Raw genomic sequence first — 21,781 nt, forward strand, 5'->3', positions numbered from 1 at the left:
ATCCCTTAGGGGTTAACATAAATAAGGCATAAAAAGAGGAGGTCTATATTATTCATGAAAAAACATTACGCCATTCTATGTGCTGTGGTGCTTGCCCTTTCTACACTGATCGGGTGCGGCAAGGCGTCCGACAGCCCTGCCGCAAACGGGGAGAATAATGCTTCATCCCCGAAGTCGGACAATAATAATACTTCTGAGGTCGTCCGGATCAAATACGTGGTTCCCGGCACCGAGCCCAAAGATTACCAAAAGGTGTTCGAAAAAGTCAATGAGAAGCTGGCTGCAGATGGTGTCGGCGTTGAAGTGGAGAAAATCTTCATCCCCTGGGATGCGTGGGACCAGAAGCTGAACCTGATGCTGTCCACCGGTGAAGATTTTGATTTGTTTCATGTCATGCAGGACCGCACTCCGTTCTCTAACTACTATACCCGGGGTGCGCTGGCAGATATCTCAGAGGAAATTGAAAAGGTTGGAGCAAACCTCAAAAAGCATATTCCAGAGGATATATTCAACGGGGCAACCATCGGCGGAAAATATTATATCGTCCCCTCCTACTGGGTTGAAATGGCTAGCGAGGGGCAATTCAATATCCGCCGCGACATTCTCCGCGAGAACAATCTGAAAGAGCCGACAACTCCGGCTGAATTGATTAGCACCTGGGAGATTGTGATGAAGAACTGGAAGGGCAAAAACAAGCCTTATCTCGGCACCCGGGCCGATTTTGACCCGATATCCCTGCATACCTCTATCTTACACCGGAGTTATGACAGCTTCCCGTTCACCGTTAAGGATAAGTTTTTTTATGTCAATCAGAACGGTGAGGTCAAATCCTGGATTGAGACGGAAGAATTCAAGAAGGATGCCGCCTTCATGCGCGAGCTGTACACCAAGGAAATTACGAATCCTGATATCTTAGTTATGAAGCAGGAGCAGGTAGATGCTCAGCTCGACAGCGGGGAGTGGTTCGTACGCCTGGGAACCGGCGGAAGCTTGAACGGGCTCCAGAAATACAATCCCAAAGCTACAGTAGACGATATCGGAGTGGTATGGTTTAACCCGGAGAAAGAATATCTGCGTCCCCTCTCCTTCAAGAACGGAAATGCCGTACCGGCGAACAGCAAACATCCGGAGGCAGCCGTTAAATTCATGGATTGGATGCTGGCCAGTCAGGACAATTATGATCTGGTTCAATATGGCATAGAGGGTGAGCACTACACCAAAGATGGCGAAAAGGGCCTCAAGCCGATCAAAGATCCGAATAACAATAACAATCCAAGGTACAGGGGCTCCGATTCGCAGAACGGGAATGTGAACTTTATGCGCTTTGACCTGGAAAATAGTATTCCTGACAATAACAAAGTCTTATTTGAGCCAAATCCCAAAGCGGTCAATAGTATTGCGGCCAACTTTATTTTTGATCCAACGAATGTGAGAACCGAATATACTAATATTCTCTCGGAGGCTTCAGCCAGCATTACTCCGATCTATATGGGGGTTCTGGACTACGACACAGCCTTCACCGAAGCACTGGACAAAATGAAGAAAGCGGGTCTGGACAAGGTAGTTGCGGAATACCAAAAACAGTTTCAGGAGTATCAATCTTCTCTTCAATAAAAAGAGCTGATACAATAAAGGAGTGGGGAAATGTTGAGCCTGCATCAGCAAAAAAAAGAATTTGAAGCGTCAAAAACCATTTATGAAAGCGCAACCTTATCATTTAAAAACGTGGAAGGGTTTGATGTCTATAATATTTCGATTCCTTTTGAACGGGATGGCAAACGTTACTTGTTCGGCCGGGTAGAACGCCGCGAAGAATGGGCCCGCTCCTGGGTCCGCCTCTTCGAGGAGACCGGTCACGATGAGTGGACCGTGGTAGATAATAGCATGATTTATACGCTGGAGGACCCGTTTATCAGTGAAATCGGTGATGAGCTTGTCCTGGGCGGAACGCATGTGCAGTATCAAAGCGGCAAATACAGCACGTTTTTCGGGTATTTTTACCGGGGGACTGACCTCCACGATTTGTACTACTTCACTACCGGTCCTAACAAAATGAAAGATATTCGCCTTGTTGCTCTGGCGGACGGCAGGATTGGTGTCTTCTCGCGCCCGCGGGGCAGCGAGATGAGAGGCCAATACGGCAGCGAATCCATGATAGGCTTCACCGTTATTGACAAGCTGGAAGAGTTGACTGCAGACGTCATTGAGAATGCACCTTACATTCATGGTATTTTTGGTGCAGGCGAATGGGGAGGCGTCAATCAGGCTTATCTGCTGGACAGCGGCAAGATCGGGATTATCGGCCATATTTGTTATCAGCATAAGGATGAGGATGGCAAGCTTCTAAAGGTATATTTGAATATGGCTTTTATCTTCGATCCCATCACCCGGGAATCCCATGACCTGCATTTGATTGGAAGCCGTTCCTGCTACCCGCCGGGGCCCGCCAAGTTCCCATATTTGACGGACTGCGTCTTTTCTTCGGGGATCGTGATGCGGGGGGACGGCAAGGCTGATCTGTACAGCGGTGTTGGTGATTGCCAGGCCGGGCGTATTACGATCGACTATCCGTTCGCACCCTATGGAAGCATTGTCTAGCACGCAGTTCATAATCCAAGGAGGATATTCTACGATGACTAATACAAATACATCCATCATAGGAGCTTTGGCATCCAGTCCGCTCATTCACCGTCATCCGGCCAACCCTGTGCTGGATGCGGCCCGGGTCCCTTATCCCACCGCACTTGTGTTCAATGCAGGAGTGGTTAAGTTCGGCGGCCGGTATGTGATGGTATTCCGCAATGACTATGGCTCACTCGACAAGCAGACCCTTGAACCGACTAATACAACGGATCTGGGTATCGCCTTCAGTGAAGACGGCATTCACTGGACGGCAGGGCCCAAGCCGGTATTCAAGCTGCATGACGAAGAGGTTGTGCGCGCTTACGATCCGCGTCTGACGGTAATCGACGGCCGTTGCTACATGTGCTTCGCTGTAGATACACGTCATGGTATCCGGGGAGGGGTCGCAGTCACGGATGACTTCGAATCCTTTGAAATATTGAGCTTGTCTACGCCGGACCTGCGGAATATGGTACTGTTCCCGGAGAAGATCAACGGTAACTATGTGCGGCTGGAACGGCCGTTCACCGTATACAGCCGCGGAGGCAAGGACCGGTTCGACACCTGGATCTCGGAGTCGCCGGATCTGATCTATTGGGGACGTTCGGATCTGCTGCTGTCGGTGGAGCAGGTACCGTTCGCCAATGACAAGATCGGTCCGGCAGCGCCGCCAGTGAAGACGGATCGAGGCTGGCTCACCACCTTCCATGCGGTGGATATCGATCCCGCCAGAGGGAAGCACGGCTGGGAGCCGTCCTGGAAGAAACGGTATACCGCAGGTATTATGCTGCTTGACCTGGACAATCCGAAGAAGATTCTCGGTATGAGTGCCTCGCCGCTGCTTGCACCTGAAGCCCCCTACGAAATAGACGGAGGCTTCCGCAATAATGTCATCTTCCCCGGCGGCATGATCCTGGAGGACGATGGCGAAGTCAAAATCTATTACGGCGCCGCCGACACCGTAGAATGTCTGGCTACCGCCCATGTCGATGATCTGATCCGGCTTTGTTTGGGACAGTGAGACTGGCATCCTAACTAACAGAAGCGGGTAGCATCCTGAATGAGGATGATACCCGTTTTTTCAAACTATGCTTCAACAGCTTGCGGTAACGTTCGTTCGTATTCCTTATGTAACACATAACGTTGGACGCCTCTCGAAGCGCTTACTGCTTCCCTGGCATGAGTGATAGCAGTTTCGCTATTACCTGCTTGGAGTTCAATTTCTGCGAGCAGCCGAAATAAACTGCAATGCTCCAGCGAAAGCGTTTCATTCTAAATCTCCTTTGAATATCATCATTAACAAGCAATACTTCAATTTAAAATATTGTATCACAAGTGGAAAGACATGATATTTAACATAGTTTGAGCATGTTTACAGTCACATCCAGGAAAGACTTAACTGTGTTACGATATATCGTATTCCTTCAACTTGCGAAAGAGGTGTGTAATTGAAACTTCCAACAATCCAATTCGGACATATTAAATCGAGAGTTCCTGTTATTCAAGGTGGAATGGGTGTAGGCATATCCTTAAGTGGACTAGCCGCTGCTGTAGCCAATGCGGGTGGGATCGGCACCATCTCTGGTACAGGGATCACTGCTGAAGAGCTGAGAATGCATATTCGCAAAACAAGAGAACTCTCTAAAGGAATTGGCTATATCGGTGTGAATGTACTATTCGCAGTGAAGGACTTTGCCGAGAAAATGAAGGTTGCTTTAGAAGAAAAGGTTGACTTTATTATTTCCGGAGCCGGAATTTCTAGAGATATTTATGCTTGGGGTAGAGAATATGGTACTCCTGTCGTAACTATTGTTTCATCCGCCAAATTAGCCCGAATTTCCGAAAGACTTGGTGCCTCCGCAGTCGTTGTGGAAGGGTTCGAAGCTGGGGGACATTTAGGTACAGACAGACCCATGTTTGATATCCTTCCTGAAGTCTTAGAGGCCGTTTCGATTCCGGTTATTGCTGCGGGTGGAATTCTGACAGGGGATGATATCGCAAAAGCCCTTCGGATGGGCGCATCTGGTGTTCAAATGGGTACCCGTTTTGTGGCAAGCCATGAGTGTGATGCTCCCTTAGCCTTCAAGCAAAGGTATGTAGATGCTCAGCAAGGAGATACTGTCCTAATCAAGTCTACTGTGGGTCTGGAAGGAAGAGCGATTCGAAATGAATTTACGGACCGGATCAGTAATGATGCCAAATTAAAGATAGCCAAATGCTATGATTGTCTAAAGGTTTGTTCACATCGCTTCTGTACAATGGAATCCCTGCTTACTTCCCTTAGAGGAGATGTTAAGAACGGATTGGTTTTTGCCGGGTCCAGAGTTCATGAGATTAAAGAGATTTTGTCCGTACAGCAGATTATCGACAATTTAATGAATGAGTATCAAAGAGCATAAATATTACCTCTATCTTATAAGTCCTTATATTTATCTCATTTTCCTCTAAGCTATGTCGTTTTGAGAAATTCCACGTTGCTCCCTTAAGCTTAAGTAAAAGCACAGAAACCGGAATTCGGCTTCTGCGCTTTTTTTGCCTACATAGTTAGAATACCGGTTATTTGAGATAAGCCTGTGGATCTTTCATTCTAGTCTGGTTTATACAATGGTTTCAGCGGATGCTTCTATTTCGATTTTTAAGAAATGATTTCTATAGTTACCGTATAAACATAGATACCTTTCTTAATTTTATATGGATCGTGAATATTTTTGGTCCAGCCGGTATCTCCACCAAGACCTGCATGTTTGTAATCAATATTAAGATAAACAGAATCTGAATTTCCCAGCTCGTCTTCATAGGCGGCGTTGTCATATTGCTCAATACTGTGCCCATGAATATCAAAATGGAAATGTCCCGCTGCCGATACTTTTACTGCTTGTTCTTGGGATGACAAATATAAATACCGGACATCCTCCTTACCACCGCATTCTACCGGTAAGATATAGGGTACGTGCTGCTGTTCTACAGTGCTTTCATATACTCCAACGAATGCGGCAGATTTACGATCCGCGTAGTTTTCCCATGGCCCGCGGCCGTACCATTTCATATTCTTCCAAGCATCAGAGAACTTAAAGCTAAGCCCAATTCTCGGGAGGGTGTCGACCTTGGCATTGTTCACAACTGTATTTGTGATTTCTATACCTTTGCCGCCGACGGTATAATTGGTTTTGGTTTCAATGCATCCATGATATACACCATGAACTTGAATGATAACAGCAGCCGGTGCTGCAAATACCCGAATCTTTTTGATTTCTTTCTCATTGGAATGGAGCCCGAGAGCTTTCCATTCATCTGCATAATTGGACGATTCAAGATGAATACCTCCATCAATTCCTGTTGGAGGGCGATAGAAGTTATTGGTTCCTCCCGTGAAATAATTCTTGTGATTGTATTTTACAGAAATGAACTCTGCCGTTTCTTTCGAGAAAAGAACCGTTGTATTTTCATTATATATACGAATTTCATTTGTTGTTTCATCATACTTCAAGCTATCCTTTTCAATATCTCCGGTATGCACTTTATTAACAGAATCTTTAATCTCTATCTGGCAGGCATAAATACAGGTTCCCTTCTTAGAATAAAAGGTGTCCTCGTCCAAATAAGCATAGAAATTAAGAAAAGCTTCCCCGGAGACTTTAGACGAATCGTATGGCGCTTGAAGCTTATCAACGGATCCGGGTGCTGTGTGATATCTAGGCAAACTACCGCTTTCCATCACATTGCCATCGCAAACCAGCTCCCAAGTCATATTCAAATGGCTTAAATCCCGATGCGTGTAATGATTATAAATTCGATAGCCATCATTCCCAGGCATGTAATCCATTTGGATAGGTGATTGTACATTTTTTATTTCATTCGCAGCCGGCTTGAGAGTGAGATCAGGGAAAACAATACCATTCAGGCACATATCAGGAGCAGGATCAGTGACTTCTTCCTGGAATGCCCCGCCATAGACATACTTTTTATTTCCGTCTTTATCATGCTTAACCAGCGCTTTATCCTGAAAATCCCAAATGAATCCTCCTTGAAACCGCGGGAATTTATGAATGAGATCCCAAAATTCCTTAAAGTTTCCGTTACTGTTACTTTTCGCGTACGCATATTCACACATAATAAAAGGACGCAAATCTTCGCTTTCAGCCATGACATCCAGGATCCAATCTTTCTGAGGATACATAGGCGCCATAATATCGGAGATGTTTGCCGGAGGATTCAGAGACTCATACTGAACGTACCTTGTTTTGTCATACTCCTTAATCCAGCCGTACATCGCAGCATGATTCGCTCCATAACCGGATTCATTACCCAGAGACCAGAGAATAATGGATGGATGATTCTTATCTCTCAGAACCATCCGTGTAGCCCGTTCCATATACGCATGTGTCCATTCGGGGGATGCGCTTAACTGGCCGCCAAGACCGTGTGTTTCAATATTGGCTTCATCCACCAGGTAAATGCCCAGTTCATCACACAGGTCATACCATTCGATTGCGTGCGGATAGTGACTTGTTCTTACCGCATTGATATTCAGCGATTTCATGACCTTGATTTGCTCGCGCATATATTCTGTTGTTACGACTCGTCCTGATTCAGGACAAAAGGCGTGAAGATTGGTTCCCCGTATAATGAGACGCTTCCCGTTAATTCTCAGGATCCCTTTTCGATCGATATTCACTTCACGGAAGCCGACATTCGCACTCTCAATATCAACTACATTTCCAGACAAATCAATCATTTCTAATACTAATTTATAGAGATAAGGGCTCTCATCGCTCCACAATTGAGGATTTGAAATGGTTTTCGTAACCTTTGCTACATATTTTTCTCGCAGGTAGAAATCACAATCCGCAAACTTTGGCGTTTCAAACTCAGTAACCAATTTCTGTTCGCTATCATACAGGGACAACCGCACATGGGCTTCACCATAACCATTCGCTTGATTATTAGGTGCAACCGTCACTTTTAATTCGGCATTGTTGTAATTCCCTGAAAAGAGGGTTTCGATCTTATAATCATGAATGCGCATACGTGGTTTTGCATAAATGAGAACATCTCGGTAGATCCCCGAGAGATGCCAGTAATCCTGATCCTCCAGATAAGTACCAGCTCCAAACCGCATAACCTGAACAGCTATACGGTTTTGTCCCTTTTGAATGTAATCCGTGATATCAAAAGAAGCGTTAAGCTTACTGTCCTGAGAATAACCAACCATTTTTCCGTTTAACCAAAGATAAAAACATGATTCTACACCTCCAAAATCGATAAATATATCCCTTTCGTTAAACTGTTCGTCAACTTCAAACGTAAGGACGTAACAACCGGTAAGGTTACTCTCTGGCACATGAGGCGGATTCAAAATGTATTCATTATTCTTGAGTTGAATTTCGTGACGTGAGCCCTCCCCTTTTTGAACAAAGGGATACAACATATTGGTGTATACAGGTTTTCCATACCCCGAAAGCTCCCAATTGGAAGGAACTGGAATATTATCCCAATGGGACACATCATGTTCAGGACTATAGAATTCATCCGTTACTTCATCGGGAGATCCGAACAATTTAAACTTCCACATTCCATTCAGGCTTTTTACGTATTTAGACTTTCTCCGGTCTCCGCTTAAAGCCTGTTCAACGGTTTCGTATACTCCGTAGGGCTCATGCATGGGATAACGGTTTTTTTGAGTAACATATTGATTTTCCCAATCTCTGCTTAGCTTCATCGGCTTAAATAACACTCCCGTCCATTGTTCTAATTGGTTGATCTTTCAATGTAGACACCCCTATAATATAAGGAAAATCCCTTATATTAAATGTTGATTCTGGTATTACATTTATCCATTTTGGTAGGAGTGTGAATACATGAATTTTGAAGACATTAATGAAAATGATGTAATCTACCGATGTATCGGCAAAGATTTTAATCAGGGTATTGTATCTTGCGGCTTTATGCGGAAAAGATCAGCAGAGCGTTCTCAATATGATTTTAAGATAGGATATTACAGCTGTTTTGTAGTATTGCAAGGCAGTGGAACGTTTATTTCTACGGACGGTACCGTTACTCCTATGCAAGCAGGTGATCTTGTTCAACGTTTACCTGAACGTTTGCACTCTACTGCAATTGAACCAGATGGTAATTGGATCGAGTTTTATATCAGTGTCGGGTATCCTGTCTATTCATACTTAAAGACACTTGGAATTATTAATTCCGATAAGGAAGTCCAATCGACACTGTATACGAATGATTTTTTCTTTGATTTTGTTTCCTTGCTGAAAGCCTTGAAAAGTGCAACAGATGAAAGTCTTCCCTCCCTGCTAATGAAGTCTCAGGATTTGATTATCAGATTACACAGTAGCATTCATAATGCTCATAGCAATGAAAATGATAGTAAAATAACAAAAGCCTGCGAGCTGATTAGTGTCTCCAATGATATTCACTTTGATATTCAGGAAGTGGCTGCTGCCGTGAATATGGGCTACGAGAACTTCCGGAAATTTTTCAAAGAGACTACGGGGATTTCCCCTAAGCGATATCACACTGAACATTTAATGAGACAGGCAAAAATGATGCTGCTATCCGGACTTCCCATCAAACACGTAGCCGTTAGTCTTGGTTACGGGGATATATATTCATTCACCAAACAATTTACGAAGTCAGAAGGGGTTTCTCCAGGACGATATATCCGTAAAACAAAACCTGTTCAAAATTAAGTTAGAAAAACAAAAAGCAACTCATCCGCAGACAAGTTGCTTTATAAATGCTCTATTGTTAACGGATATTACCTTGTGATTATGAGTTTACCTTTTCGCCTTATAAAACTCATGATACAGCTTCTTGAGTGCTCTCTTCTCTATCCGCTGCACATAACTCCGCGAGATCCCCAGGTCCTTCGCAATCTCCCGCTGCGTCCGCTCTTCTCCGCCAGTATCCAGCCCGAAGCGGCCAACTACGACTTCCTTCTCGCGTTCATCCAATATATCCAGGTTCCGATAGATCTTGCTTTTCTCGATTTTAAGGTCAACTTCCTTAATCACATCATCCGCCTCGGAGCCGAGGATATCGATCAGCGTGATCTCGTTGCCTTCCTTGTCTGTCCCAATCGGGTCGTGCAGGGACACATCTTTACGGTTTTTTTTCAGCGAACGAAGGTGCATCAGGATTTCGTTTTCAATACAGCGGGCAGCAAAGTTAATATCTCTTCTTCTTCATCAATCATCTGTTTAAATCGATATGTGATTGTATCAAATGTCTTATAACTTTTTGTAAATCCACACTTAATACTCAGATTTCTTAGAATCAACGATTCTTTTTCTAATTTGCTATATCGGGTCAATATTTCAGGAGAAATGTTCACTACGTTTAAACTCAAATAGCTAAGTCTTATATTCATTATCCTTTTATGCTCATATAAAAGATGCAGCGTTCTCACATCCAAATATTCCAGGTCAAAATTATTCCATTCTCATCAATACTCATTTCATAATCACAAGTTCTAAACGAAATAATGTCAACGTCCTTATTTGTTCAATACATAGGATTCAGATATATTTTTTGAATAATAATGGTCCGCCCCTAATTGCATACGAACGGTTGCGGGCAAAGCTAAACGGCCTCAGTCTCATTGAATTCAGGACCAAGGCCGCTTAAAAAACTTTTATTATTTGTACTGTCTACTTCCGAAGTCTACCAGTTGTTCCCCGTACCCGAAACGGTAAAACTGCTCGAAGTATTCAGGAATTTGCCTGAAGGTGCGCCTGTAACCGTGTTGCTGTTAAACACCGAGCTTCCGGCTGCGGAGCTCTGGATATATACGCCGTAAGTTCCGGCATTCAGGATCGTATTGGATGCATAGGTCACTGAAATATTCGGGGCCGGTTCTTCAATGAAAATCCCGGAATACGTGCTGTCCTGAATCGTATTGCCGGACACGGTGACCGCGAGATTCTGCGCCTTACCGCTGTTGTTCAGCCAGTAGGCCCAGATCGCGCCGATCTGATAGCCATAGTCACGGTGGGCGGAGCCTGTGCGCAGCAGCTTGTTATTCTGAACCGTTAACGTTCCGGTCATGGACGGCGGGCTGAAGTTAGTGCCGAAGGAGATTCCTCCGCCTGTCCGCACGGTATCTGTGAGCAAATTGCCGATAACCTTGTTGTCCTTGCCGCCGTAAATAGCGATGTTGTTCGCCAGTGTAGGAATTTGTACGGTATTATAGCTGAACGTATTGTTGGTATCCAGGTAGGTATCCGACCACATGGCCATGCCATCATCGCCGCTGTTACGGATCGAGTTATTCGTAACGGTAGAATTCGAAGTCCCTCTATGCAGGTTGATGCCGTCAGCCCAGACGTTTCTGACCCTGGAATTGGAAATGGTAACGCCATCTGTCTGATTGAACCAGAAGCCTACTTTTCCGTGTTCAATCCACAGATTGTTCATGGTGGAATTCGTACCGTTTCCCTCAACTCCGGTCACACCGTTGTAGTCGTCACGGATAAGGTCATTGCTGCTAATTTTAAAGTCGGACAGGGTAACATTGCCGCCTCTCAAGTAGAAGCCCGCATAAATGCCTGACAGGGTGGAATACCAGACCCCAGACCCTTTGACGGACACGCCGCTATCGAGGTAGAGTCTTGTGCCGCTTTCGTTATAGCCGGCGCCTCTGGTGCCGTTGTTCAAGGTAAAGGTTCCTGCGGGAATCCACACGCCCTTGTAGGTACCGCCGGAGTTTTTAACGGCAGTAATCGCGTTATTGATAGCAGTAGTATCATCGATGTCATCGTTAGCTATTGCACCATACGAGGTGACCGGGACGTAATTTGACGGCATCGTAAGTGCTGCCGGGACCGCTTCCGTTTCGAGCAGATCGACGGTTACGTAGGCGGTAGTGCTGAAGTTCAGGTTAGAGGCATTTCGCTGCAGCTTAATAACCGTTCCGGCTGGATACGATTTATCCAGTACAACGGATACTTCATCAAACATATGTGCAGGTGTAGTTGAAGCCGCATTGGGATTGTTGGACCAGCGGATCTCGCCGCCTTCAGTCCCCCATTCCCCGTAGTTCCAGCTGTATTTGGAGGTCAGGCTGATATCCTTGAACAGCGTTCCGCCAATATACATACTGATCGCGGAATCAATGCCCGTTCCGGCTGCATTATCCGGGATTGCATAACGGATCGTGACACCCTGTACAGCTTTGGCAAGGGTAATTTGCATATACAGGCCTGCGGAGGTCAGCTTCACCGCTTTTCGGCCAGATGCTTCGGAAGCAAGCTCGCCGGCTGTAGTGGGCGGGCCGATGAGCGCTCCGGTGTACGAGGCATTCTCCGCTTCGTAGGTGTCATAAGGCATAGTCGCCCCATAGGTTCCAGCGGACGGGGTTGGTGTAGCTGTTGACGTCGGTGTAGGTGTAGAAGTTGGAGTTGGAGTTGGTGTAGCGGTTGCTGTTGGTGTGGCTGTCGGTGTAACTGCGCCAGAGCCGTACACTTCGAATTCCGCCACCTGGCCCGCAGTTGAGCCGGTATTGGCTGTGAAATTCAGCCGGACATATCTCGTAGAAGCCGCTGTAAAGGAGATAGATACCGTATTGTTCGAGACCGGATTGAAAGAGTAGGTCTGTGAAGCAGCCAGCGTGCTGTAAGATGTGTTGTTGGTGCTGCCCAGTATGGACAGCGTTTGGGTTCTTGTCCCCCAGGTGGAGGGGAACTTAAGCACGACTGTATTCACACTCTGCACACTTCCGAGGTCTACAGTTAATGTATTCGGATAGCTGTTAGCCGCGCCTTCATAGTAAGTAGCTGCATTTCCGTCCACTGCATTTCCGGCAGGATAACCGGAATACGTGTTGTTCGCAGTTATAGTTTTGTTCAGGGCCAGATTGGTGCCCAGGGAGATGTCCACCATGAGATTATCCAGATTTACGTTGCCGCTGTCTGTTGAATCAAATTTGACCATAAGGGTATTGCTGCCTGAATTCAGGGAAACCGTTTCGGCAGCCGCTCCCCAAGTATTCCAGTCCGCAGTTGCCGGCAGCGTAATTTGCTTCAGCCTAGTGCCGTTAATATACAGACTCAAGGTCTGCGCGAAACCGGTACCGTTGGCATATCTTAGAGCTGCTGTGTAATTGCCCGCTGAGGAAACGCTTACAGTAAACTTCACGGAAGCATTACTTTTATTGTTGTCCGTATAGCCGCCGACAAATCCCGTCCCGGTGTAACCGGTATGATCGGAAGCTGCCGCTGTCCCTCCTGATAGTGTTGCGGATTCCGCTTCATAGGTCTGTGCTGCTGCCGAGACCCTCGGGGCGCCCGGTAACTGCAGTGCCACGAGGGCCAGGACAAGCACATACACCAGTAACTTACGGATGCTTAATTTTTTCAACATTTCATTCCCTCCAGTGTGTAAGAATCTGAGCCGTTACCTGTATTGCATGAAGACAAAAAGTATCTTTTTGGAAAGCATTTTTATTATAAATCGTTTTGCCCGTGTTATCCGGACCTCTTGGGGATGCTATCCGGACGTTTGTGCAGACTCTTTCCTCGCAAGACAATCAGGACCACCCGACCAACGGGTGGTTTGCTCTTGGGGTATAACCCCCTGTTGCGCTACTGCGCCTAAAGACGTTAGCCTGACCACAAATTTGTTCAGGCTCAGTGTAATTTGTAATTTTCACTTAACCGTTAAACAGGCTTATTTCTTTTTGTTCCTTTTGTCACAGAATGAATCTTCGTACTCTTTTACATTCGGTTTATCTATCGCCTGGTCATGTGCTTCTTGTTCACGAATGTACTTAGCTACGGTGACTTCATTTAAACCTACGGTGCTCACATATTACCCCTCCACCCAAAACTTTCGATTCCCATATTTATACTTTAGCCGGGCGTTCCCTTGCGGGACATGCTCATGGTAATGCCTTTTCCTTTGACTGCAGTCTGGTACATCTGAGACGTGTATACGCTGCCTTGGTCACAATGAAGCAGCATATTTGCCCATTTTGGAAGTTGATTCAGCGTATCCAAACCTAAAGATGTGTCTTGCTTGTCCGCTATACTGTAAGCCACTCACTCTAGTTGCCAACGCAAAAACACCTCCAAGATTATCTCCCTATCTTACGACAGGGTTCCGTTTTCTTGAAAGGTGTTCTGATATTGTCTCACGTTATGGGGTCAGTCCCCCAGGAATAAGGTTTTTAATTATTGTCATATATTTAATTCCTTTCGCCGCATAATGGTTTATTGGGATTAGTCGGTTTTTTTATAGCGTCTCCCATTTTAAGACTTTTTTTATCCTTGATAAAAACAGTCTTAATTCCCTAATTAGCACATTATGAATACTATAATACATACGTATCGCTAAACTATCATTAACGCAATACCGAAAGCGTTTCTTGTTGGCTAGTGCCCCTTCAGAGATCATAGTTGGGAAAAAAGGTATACGTAAAGCCAACTCTCTCGAGGTGAGCGGCATGACTTATGGCATTATAGGTAATTAAAGTTCCTTGTAGCAAATTAATCTGAATCAACAGGCTGACTTTTTCCGTTAGTATCCTGGCAATGCATTCCGACAAAGGCACAGGTTAAAAAAGAATTATTCCTTAGTTCAAGAAAGCCCACTTGTACTTCTCTAATATTTATTCTCATTTGAAGTAATTCTCTGAACCATTTCACTATCTCCGCCCTTCCCTTCTCATGTATCTTTACAAGTTGATTTAACACAAAATTTTTTTGAAGCACATCCTCCGTCAGGAAAAACTGTCTTTATGAAATGATTTATTTCTCTCTGATATGGACCTTGATGCTTTTCGTGTTTTTCATACGTATGTAAAAATTGAACATGGAGATCATATATTTCTTTGTAGCTCATTGTAGTAAAACTCTCCTTCGTATTGTATTTTTCATGATTTAATCAAAATCATAACCTGCGTATTTAGAATAAAAGCGACTCATCCGAAGATAAGTCGCTTTCAATATTCACCGCTTCGCCTTATAAAACTCATGATACAGCTTCATCAGCGCCCTCTTCTCAATCCGCGACACATAACTACGGCTGATCCCTAGGTCCTTAGCGATTTCCCGTTGCGTCCGTTCTTCTCCTCCGGTATCCAGGCCGAAGCGACCGACGACTACCTCTTTCTCCCTCTCGTCCAAAATGTCGAGGTTACGGTATATCTTGCTCTTCTCAATCTTGAGATCTACTTCCTTAATCACATCATCCGCCTCGGAACCGAGGATATCGATCAGCGTAATCTCGTTGCCTTCCTTGTCTGTCCCAATCGGATCGTGCAGGGACACGTCCTTACGTGTCTTTTTCAACGAACGCAAGTGCATCAGGATTTCGTTTTCAATACAGCGGGCAGCAAAGGTAGCCAGCTTTGTCCCCTTATTAGGGCGGTAGCTTTCAATTGCTTTAATCAATCCAATCGTACCGATGGAGATAAGATCCTCCATGTCTTCGCCGGTGTTGTCGAATTTTTTGACTATATGGGCAACGAGCCGCAGATTATGCTCAATTAGCAAATTTCGTGCTTTGGCGTCCCCCTCGGCCATCATCCCTAAGTATTTGCTCTCATCCTGCTCCGATAGAGGCTGGGGAAAAGCATTGTTCCTTACGTAAGATACCAGCAGCGTCAGTTCTTTGATCAGCAGCGCAATCGTGCTTATGATTCCAGGCAACTTGGCGACACCTCCCGCACATGTACAATGAAACCGATCTGCAAGCGAGAACTACGGGTTCATGGTCCTTTTATTGTATGTGGGTAGATGCCTAGAAGTGCATGTACGGGTAAAATAGGTACGGGCTTCCTTACATTCTGAGCAGCTCACGGATATCCTCTTCCGACAGCCGGGTGGTCTTGTTCTCTCCAGCTTCGATGACTTCTTCGATGAGATCCTTTTTGCGCTGCTGCAGCTCTAGAATCTTCTCCTCGATGGAGCCTTCTGTGATAAGCCTGATCACCTGCACCACATTCCGTTGCCCCATCCGGTGCGCTCTTCCGATGGCCTGCTCTTCTACTGCCGGATTCCACCACAGGTCATATAAAATAACGGTGTCCGCGCCGGTCAAATTAAGGCCCGTTCCGCCTGCTTTGAGCGAGATTAGGAACACTTCTCCTTCTCCTTCATTGAAACGCCGGCAAAGCTCTACCCGTTCCCTGGCCGGAGTCGAGCCGTCGAGATAAAAGGGCTCCACCCCCGCATCCACCAGGCTCTGCCGGATTAGCTCCAGCATGCTGGAGAACTGCGAGAACACCAGCATTCTTTTGCCCGAATCGCGGCATTCCTGCACAGTTTCCAGCAATTGCGCAAGCTTGCCTGAGCCGCCCGTATAATTCTCGATGAACAATGAAGGATGGCAGCAGATCTGCCGCAGACGGGTGATCCCCGCCAGAATCTTCATCCGGCTCTTTTGGTAGCCTTCAGTTAGCAAATCCTGTTCGGTATCGTCACGGAGCCTGGATAAGTATGCGAGATACACTTGCTTCTGCTCATCCAGCAGTTCTGTGCGCTGCACGGTATCGATGCGGTCCGGCAGCTCCTCCAGCACATCTTTTTTGAGCCGCCGCAAAATAAAGGGAGATACGATACTGGCGATGCGTCCGGCAGGCAGCTCCTTAAAGGTCGAACGTCCAGCAAACAACGACGGGAATACTGTACTGAAGATAGCCTCCAGCTCATCCACCGAATTCTCAATCGGTGTTCCAGTCAGGGCGAATTTCCGGCCAGCCATAATAGATTTAACGGCCTGCGCCGTTTGGGACGCTGAATTTTTGATCGCCTGGGCTTCATCCAGAATTAACGCATGAAAGTTGGTGCCGGAATACAGGTCAATATCTCTCCGGAGCAGCGGGTACGAAGTAATAATCACATCCGCTTCCTCCATGGCTGTACTCTCCAGCAGTCCGCTGCGCTCCTCCTTCTGCCCTGCCGCTACCAGCACTTTAACCTCTGGAGCAAACTTGGCAAATTCATTCCCCCAGTTATAGGTCAAGGAGGCCGGACAGAGAATCAGCACCGGTGCTTTCACCTGCACCTCAGTCTCCAGCTCAGCCAGCTCGGAGCAGATATAAGCGATACTCTGAATGGTTTTACCCAGTCCCATATCATCCGCCAGAATCCCGCCGAATCTGAACTTCGACAACGTCTTCATCCACTGGAAGCCTCTGGCCTGATAGTCACGGAGCACAGGCTTAAGCGCTGCCGGCAGCTCGAACTCCATACTGTCCGGTTCCCGCAGCTGCTCCAGGAATACCCGGAGAGACTTGCCCCACTTCGTATGCTTGAACCCCTGCCCCCGCTCCGGAAGCTGCAGCGCCTGAACGGAAGGCAAGCGTATCACGGATTGCTTCAGCTCTTTCCGCTTTAGATTCAGCCGCTCGGCCACATTACCGAATTCGCTGAAGCTTTCATCTGCAAGGGACAGAAAGGCCCCGCTGCTAAGCCGGACATATTTCTTTTTCTCCACAATAGCCTGCATGACGCGAACCGTCTCCTGTTCATCCAATCCCTCCAGCTCAAACGAGATATCCAGCCAGTCCAGGCCCTCATTTAAATTCGCTTTGACTTTGGGATAAGATTTACGCGCCAGCACAAGTCCCTGAACAGCCGGGGTAACCAATAGTTCTGCATAGTCTTCCAGCACTGGAATAACCTCATATAGCGCCTCATAAAGAACCGGTTCACTTATTGAAACCCAGTGCTGCCGCTCCCGCCTGAGTGGAGAATTATCCAGAACCGCAATGATCTTATTTTCCTGCTGAACATTCCTGATCAGGATCTTCTGCTCGCGGACTGCGTCATCAGGTTTCTCTTCCAGCGGGTTGATAATAATCTCCTCATAATGGAATTCCAGCCGAAACGTCAATATGCCATCCGCATAATCCAGATACAGCTTTGCCTGCATGTCCGGTTCCACAATCCGCTCGCTTACTGCCTGCTCCACCCTTACTTTCCCTAGCTTTCTTAAGGTTGGCAGTACCTGCTGAACGACCGATTCGATTTGTCCGGGAGCGATCTCAATATTCTGCGATGCCGCAAACTGCTGTTTTAATAGTGAAAGCATGCTTATAACATCACTGTTCATTGAATATATCTTCCCGTTAATGATCACAGTGGAGTAGTCCGGAAACAGCATCAGATGATCCAGTGCTGAAGCTGACAGAACATAGTCCTGTCTCTTCCCTGGTCCAATCGTAAATTCAAGCGGAGGCGCCTCTTCTGCAAGCTCAGCCCGAATTCCCGGGTTCCCCGGTCCCCCCATAATGACATTCACCTCCGGAAAAAGCAGTTTAAGCTTGTCCCAGGCCAGCGGGGTAACGACAATTGTTTTCCCGTCCTTTAAGGAGTTATTATAATAGCTGGGGAGATCATTTCTATAAATTTTCTCAGTGTTTTTCATTAGAATCAGCAGTTCAAGGAATTTCATATCCGCAGGATTAATGTGCTGGTTTTCAGCATCAAAGGTAAATATACTCTTGAAGTATAACGGCTTACGCTGCTCGAGATGCTCTAGAAACTCGTTTATTTTGGACACTACATACAGGCGTTTGATTCCCACACGCATTTCAACGGAGAATCGCGGACTGCTGCTGTAACCATTAACGTTAAGCGTGAACTCAAACTGCAGCGCCCCTGCAAGACCGAATAGCACAGGCTCACTCTCACGGTTAAGAACCGATTTCTGAAAAGAAGAAATAAGCTGCTCCGTCTGGTTGTATTTGGACTTGTTTACGCGTCTGGATGGAGCAGCTTGTGCATCGGCAGGCTCCTTAATCTGCTGCATGTGTATAGCAATAAGTGTTGCCGCTACATGTTTACAGCAGCTATAGTTCTCATAGGCAGGACAAGAACAGTCTGCTTTGAAGGTGTCGGTACGATCATGAATATCAATATTCACCTCGTATACTTTCCTTCCCTTCACCTGTGCTTCATAGCTGCTATCGTCCGGGTAAAAGGTAAGGCTGCGGACACACCCCTGTTCATAATAAGACTTCCCCCGGTTATAAAAGTCAGTCCCGCAGAAGTCTCTAATTGCTCTCATAGTAATCTTCATAATAATCACCTTCTCAGTATAAAATTCACCTTCATCATTTATAGCTAATCACTAGGCATCGCACCCTTCCTGCCATTATCATAAATCCAGGCAACAACTGTGGCGCTGTCCCGGCCTAACTGCTGATGCACATCTGCCAATACATCTTGTACACACTTCTCCAGCTCCTCTTCCCCTGCAAAAGCAACATAAAGCCTGCGCGGGTCCTCAAGTACTCTTGCTCCCAACTCCAACAGACCGTCCGTAGTCATCACGATTACGTTGTGGCCCTGCCGCAGCTCACGGATTCCTGAAGAGTAGCAGGCAACCGGCTGGTCGAAGGTATTCACGAATCCGATCCATTCATAGTAATTGCGCTGGTTCAAAGCATATTGCCCGCGGGCGGCCAGATCCGGATGAAGCAGGAATAGCGAATTATCTCCTACAGAGAACCACCAGATGTAATTCTCCATACGCACGCTAATCAGACACGCGGTCTCCCCTGTAACCTGCCTGCACTTCCTTATGAAATCCTCCGACTTAAAAATAGACAATAGAAATTCCTCCAGCGCATGAAACGCCTGATGAACCGGCAGCGAGAGCAGCCTTATGATTTCACCAGCTCCACTGTCGATTGTGCGGATCAGTAGTTCCGCGCTTTCTGCAGTGTTATGGGCATCCAGGAGCATGACAAATTCCCAGCCGCCGCCTGGTTCATTTAATACGTAAGCACCATCCTCATTCTTATCAGCGCCTGCTGCCGTGTTCCCGCCGTAACGGCCGATGACCGTACTCTTATATGTAACTGTTACCGGATTATCAAGATGCATCTCATTACTGCCGACCCAGCTGAAATTAAATATCTCTTGTTCCATCGTGACCTTCCCGCCCTTCCTAGCAGATTCTATGTTTATATGATTATACACTTTCTCTATCTAACCCGGTCACGCAAAAAAAGAGACCAGCATCCTGCTGCGTCTCTTCGTAATGTGAAACCTTTTGCTATATACGCTTACTCTGCGGCAACACGGAACAACGCTGCTCCATGGGGCGGAATGGCTGCACTCAGTGTATCTGCAAGCAGGCCGGTTTGCTTCCCGGTCCACAGCTCCTTGGCCTTAACCCCGCTGCCCACTCCCAGATCGGCAATAGCTACAGACACTTCCGCCAGTAGCTCGCCTGTGTTGAACAAAGCTACAAACCGCTCGCCTTCAGGACCTTCGGCTAGCCACACAACCTGATCCCCGCGACGGCTGATCTGCCGGGCGCCATAACTGTGACGGTGCATGTTCAGCACATCCTGGTTCGTCAGAAGAGACAGCGTCCATTCATCGTTATCGCGCATCTCACCGCCGAACATGAGCGGGGAACGGAAGAGGGTCCATAAGGTCATCATCGTTACTTGCTCGTCCTTCGTAAAGTTCGTCCAGCGGTCATGCTGCACACCGCGTATTCCGATACGCCCAAGCGGCAGCATATCGCAATCCGGCCAGCAGCCGGGTTTAGGCCGGCCTTCCCAAGTGGAACAGCGGTCGAACATATCCAGGAGGAGCGGCCAGCGGTCCCAGAAATCATCCGTCATTCTCCATACATTCGCATGGTTCTCCAAGAAGTCAGCATGCTTCACAGGTGCAGGTCCCGGCGACAGGCTCAGCACAATGCTGCGGCCGGTATGGTCAATGGCTTTGCGGATCAGCTCGATCTCGGCCAGATGGGGGCCGCCATGCAACCAGGAATCTGCGATATCATCCACCTTGATGTAATCGACATCCCATGACGCGTACAGCTCGAACAAAGAATTGTAATATTCCTGGGCACCTTCCTTGGAAGCATCTACACCATACATATCCGTATTCCAGCCGCAGAAGGAACAGGTATGTGCGATATCGCGTGCAGTCACCGCCGTTCCCTTGATGGGTGTATTGTCGTGAACCGCCTGACGGGGAATACCGCGCATAATATGAATTCCGAACTTCAGGCCAAGACTATGTACATAATCAGCAAGCGGTTTAAACCCAAGACCGCCTTCTGCCGAGGGGAAACGGTTCACCGCAGGAATCAGCCGGGAATATGCGTCTGTCTCCAGCCGGACAAAAGGACGATACTGGTCCGACACGGCCCCGGGCTCATACCACTGAATATCAACCACTATATATTCCCAGCCATGCTCCTTCAGGTTGCGGGCCATGTATTCAGCATTCCCCCGTACCTCTGCCTCCGTCACCGAAGCACCATAGCAATCCCAGCTGTTCCAGCCCATTGGCGGTGTAGGGGCGAATTCCCAATGATTCATAAGTTATGTGACCTCCATTTGTGAATGAATTGTATTTTATTGTGGATACAGAATCATTGTATCGGCTATTCCTGTCTGTTTCCACCGTAAAATTGATTCACAAATAGCACAAAATTGCTGTCCGAGCTTCAATCCACCTTCGCCCCGTAGGAACGCATAAACAGAGCAGCCTGCTCCAGATCCATCCGCGCGCCTTTCACATCCAGTGCCTTCAGGTCAACACCCTGTAGATTCGCTCCCCGCAGGTCGGCCCCTGCAAGCTTGGCCCGGCTCAGTGATACCCGTTCCAGATTGCAGTCCCTTAGATCCGCCTTCGTCAGATCGGTATCGGTAAAGTCAGCCTCGAAGAAGCGCACTCCGCGCAGGTCCTGCTTGCTCAGATTGGCATGCCGCAGATTCGTGTACGACCAGTCTCCCCCGTCAATCGTAATGCCGTCCACCTGGGCGCCGGAGAAGTCCGAGCCGGTCATTTTGCAGGAGATAAATTTGGAGACGAAGAGATTCGCGCCGTTAAACTTGCAATTCTCAAACGCGGACTCGTTATGAATCGAGGAGTTCAGGCTGACACCCTTGAAGTCGCATTCAATGAACCGGCAGTAGCTGGTATCAATCTCCTCCATAGAAGTGTTCATAAACGTGCATTTCTCAAAAGTGCAGCTGATCAGCTCGCCATAACGCAAATCCTGCCCGTCAAAATGGACACGGGTAAATTCGCGGTCTTTATATTGATACATGGGTTAACCCTCCAGTATATAGTATTTATTGTGTACAAAAAACTTGGCGGCCCTCACCAGAGAACTCCCCGGAAAAGACCGCCGACACTTATTAAGCTTATGTTCCATCTCT

General features: G+C 47.0%; 12 protein-coding genes and 3 pseudogenes. 5 read left to right on the plus strand and 10 right to left on the minus strand.

Translation table 11 applies throughout. The features are described 5' to 3' along the window. Nucleotides 1-54 precede the first annotated feature (54 nt). The 4 genes from NSU14_RS23605 (at nucleotide 55) to NSU14_RS23620 (ending at nucleotide 5,021) form a co-directional block, all read left to right on the plus strand. Nucleotides 55-1,614, plus strand: coding sequence for an extracellular solute-binding protein (locus NSU14_RS23605; protein ID WP_083705122.1), 1,560 nt, complete (start codon nucleotides 55-57; stop codon nucleotides 1,612-1,614). Between the two features lie 30 nt (nucleotides 1,615-1,644). Further along, nucleotides 1,645-2,598, plus strand: a complete 954-nt coding sequence (locus tag NSU14_RS23610) for an MTP-1 family protein (protein WP_256703734.1) — start codon at nucleotides 1,645-1,647, stop codon at nucleotides 2,596-2,598. A 34-nt stretch (nucleotides 2,599-2,632) separates the two neighbouring features. Beyond that, a complete protein-coding gene (locus tag NSU14_RS23615) occupies nucleotides 2,633-3,643 on the plus strand; it encodes a glycoside hydrolase family 130 protein (protein WP_076242459.1) in 1,011 nt (336 codons plus the stop codon). 427 nt (nucleotides 3,644-4,070) lie between these two features. Further along, nucleotides 4,071-5,021: an NAD(P)H-dependent flavin oxidoreductase gene (locus NSU14_RS23620; protein WP_042134586.1), complete on the plus strand. Its 951-nt coding sequence runs from the start codon at nucleotides 4,071-4,073 to the stop codon at nucleotides 5,019-5,021. Nucleotides 5,022-5,257: 236 nt separating this feature from the next. On the opposite strand, the gene NSU14_RS23625 is transcribed toward NSU14_RS23620, so the two are convergent. Continuing rightward, complete coding sequence (locus NSU14_RS23625) at nucleotides 5,258-8,341, minus strand: glycoside hydrolase family 2 (RefSeq protein ID WP_076242458.1); 3,084 nt, start codon at nucleotides 8,339-8,341, stop codon at nucleotides 5,258-5,260. Nucleotides 8,342-8,480: 139 nt separating this feature from the next. Here NSU14_RS23625 and NSU14_RS23630 point away from each other — a divergent pair, with 139 nt between their 5' ends. Continuing rightward, the gene (locus NSU14_RS23630) at nucleotides 8,481-9,329 is read left to right on the plus strand and encodes a helix-turn-helix domain-containing protein (protein ID WP_340947468.1); all 849 of its coding nucleotides are present in this window, start codon (nucleotides 8,481-8,483) and stop codon (nucleotides 9,327-9,329) included. An 87-nt stretch (nucleotides 9,330-9,416) separates the two neighbouring features. On the opposite strand, the pseudogene NSU14_RS23635 reads toward NSU14_RS23630, so the two are convergent. The 9 genes and pseudogenes from NSU14_RS23635 to NSU14_RS23675 all read right to left on the minus strand — a co-directional run. Continuing rightward, nucleotides 9,417-9,806, minus strand: a pseudogene (locus NSU14_RS23635) (sigma-70 family RNA polymerase sigma factor); the annotation flags it as partial. Between the two features lie 496 nt (nucleotides 9,807-10,302). Next, nucleotides 10,303-12,999 carry a right-handed parallel beta-helix repeat-containing protein gene (locus tag NSU14_RS23640; protein WP_340947469.1) on the minus strand — a complete coding sequence of 899 codons (2,697 nt, stop codon included), beginning with the start codon at nucleotides 12,997-12,999 and terminating at the stop codon, nucleotides 10,303-10,305. A gap of 306 nt (nucleotides 13,000-13,305) precedes the next feature. Then, a pseudogene (locus tag NSU14_RS23645) lies at nucleotides 13,306-13,500 on the minus strand (IS200/IS605 family transposase); the annotation flags it as partial. Further along, a pseudogene (locus NSU14_RS23650) lies at nucleotides 13,494-13,664 on the minus strand (IS3 family transposase); the annotation flags it as partial. The pseudogenes NSU14_RS23650 and NSU14_RS23645, both read right to left, overlap by 7 nt. 921 nt (nucleotides 13,665-14,585) lie before the next feature. Then, nucleotides 14,586-15,287: an RNA polymerase sporulation sigma factor SigK gene (gene sigK, locus NSU14_RS23655; protein ID WP_038587424.1), complete on the minus strand. Its 702-nt coding sequence runs from the start codon at nucleotides 15,285-15,287 to the stop codon at nucleotides 14,586-14,588. Nucleotides 15,288-15,417: 130 nt separating this feature from the next. Further along, nucleotides 15,418-18,651, minus strand: coding sequence for a DEAD/DEAH box helicase (locus tag NSU14_RS23660; RefSeq protein ID WP_340947470.1), 3,234 nt, complete (start codon nucleotides 18,649-18,651; stop codon nucleotides 15,418-15,420). Nucleotides 18,652-18,707: 56 nt separating this feature from the next. After that, the gene (locus NSU14_RS23665) at nucleotides 18,708-19,517 is read right to left on the minus strand and encodes a protein phosphatase 2C domain-containing protein (protein WP_340947471.1); all 810 of its coding nucleotides are present in this window, start codon (nucleotides 19,515-19,517) and stop codon (nucleotides 18,708-18,710) included. Nucleotides 19,518-19,654: 137 nt separating this feature from the next. Continuing rightward, complete coding sequence (locus NSU14_RS23670) at nucleotides 19,655-20,935, minus strand: glycoside hydrolase family 27 protein (protein WP_042134567.1); 1,281 nt, start codon at nucleotides 20,933-20,935, stop codon at nucleotides 19,655-19,657. Between the two features lie 128 nt (nucleotides 20,936-21,063). Continuing rightward, nucleotides 21,064-21,669, minus strand: a complete 606-nt coding sequence (locus tag NSU14_RS23675; protein ID WP_076242455.1) for a pentapeptide repeat-containing protein — start codon at nucleotides 21,667-21,669, stop codon at nucleotides 21,064-21,066. Between the last annotated feature and the right edge of the window lie 112 nt (nucleotides 21,670-21,781).

The sequence above is a fragment of the Paenibacillus sp. FSL R10-2771 genome, from assembly GCF_038000205.1.
In the GTDB taxonomy this organism is placed as follows: Bacteria; Bacillota; Bacilli; order Paenibacillales; family Paenibacillaceae; genus Paenibacillus_AQ; species Paenibacillus_AQ phytohabitans.

Coding starts and splice junctions, on each gene's coding strand:
- NSU14_RS23665 (WP_340947471.1), bottom strand. CDS start 19,517: ATGGAACAAGAGATATTTAATTTCAGCTGGGTCGGCAGTAATGAGATG.
- NSU14_RS23670 (WP_042134567.1), bottom strand. CDS start 20,935: ATGAATCATTGGGAATTCGCCCCTACACCGCCAATGGGCTGGAACAGC.
- NSU14_RS23615 (WP_076242459.1), top strand. CDS start 2,633: ATGACTAATACAAATACATCCATCATAGGAGCTTTGGCATCCAGTCCG.
- NSU14_RS23675 (WP_076242455.1), bottom strand. CDS start 21,669: ATGTATCAATATAAAGACCGCGAATTTACCCGTGTCCATTTTGACGGG.
- NSU14_RS23605 (WP_083705122.1), top strand. CDS start 55: ATGAAAAAACATTACGCCATTCTATGTGCTGTGGTGCTTGCCCTTTCT.
- NSU14_RS23610 (WP_256703734.1), top strand. CDS start 1,645: ATGTTGAGCCTGCATCAGCAAAAAAAAGAATTTGAAGCGTCAAAAACC.
- NSU14_RS23640 (WP_340947469.1), bottom strand. CDS start 12,999: ATGTTGAAAAAATTAAGCATCCGTAAGTTACTGGTGTATGTGCTTGTC.
- NSU14_RS23630 (WP_340947468.1), top strand. CDS start 8,481: ATGAATTTTGAAGACATTAATGAAAATGATGTAATCTACCGATGTATC.
- NSU14_RS23660 (WP_340947470.1), bottom strand. CDS start 18,651: ATGAGAGCAATTAGAGACTTCTGCGGGACTGACTTTTATAACCGGGGG.
- NSU14_RS23625 (WP_076242458.1), bottom strand. CDS start 8,341: ATGAAGCTAAGCAGAGATTGGGAAAATCAATATGTTACTCAAAAAAAC.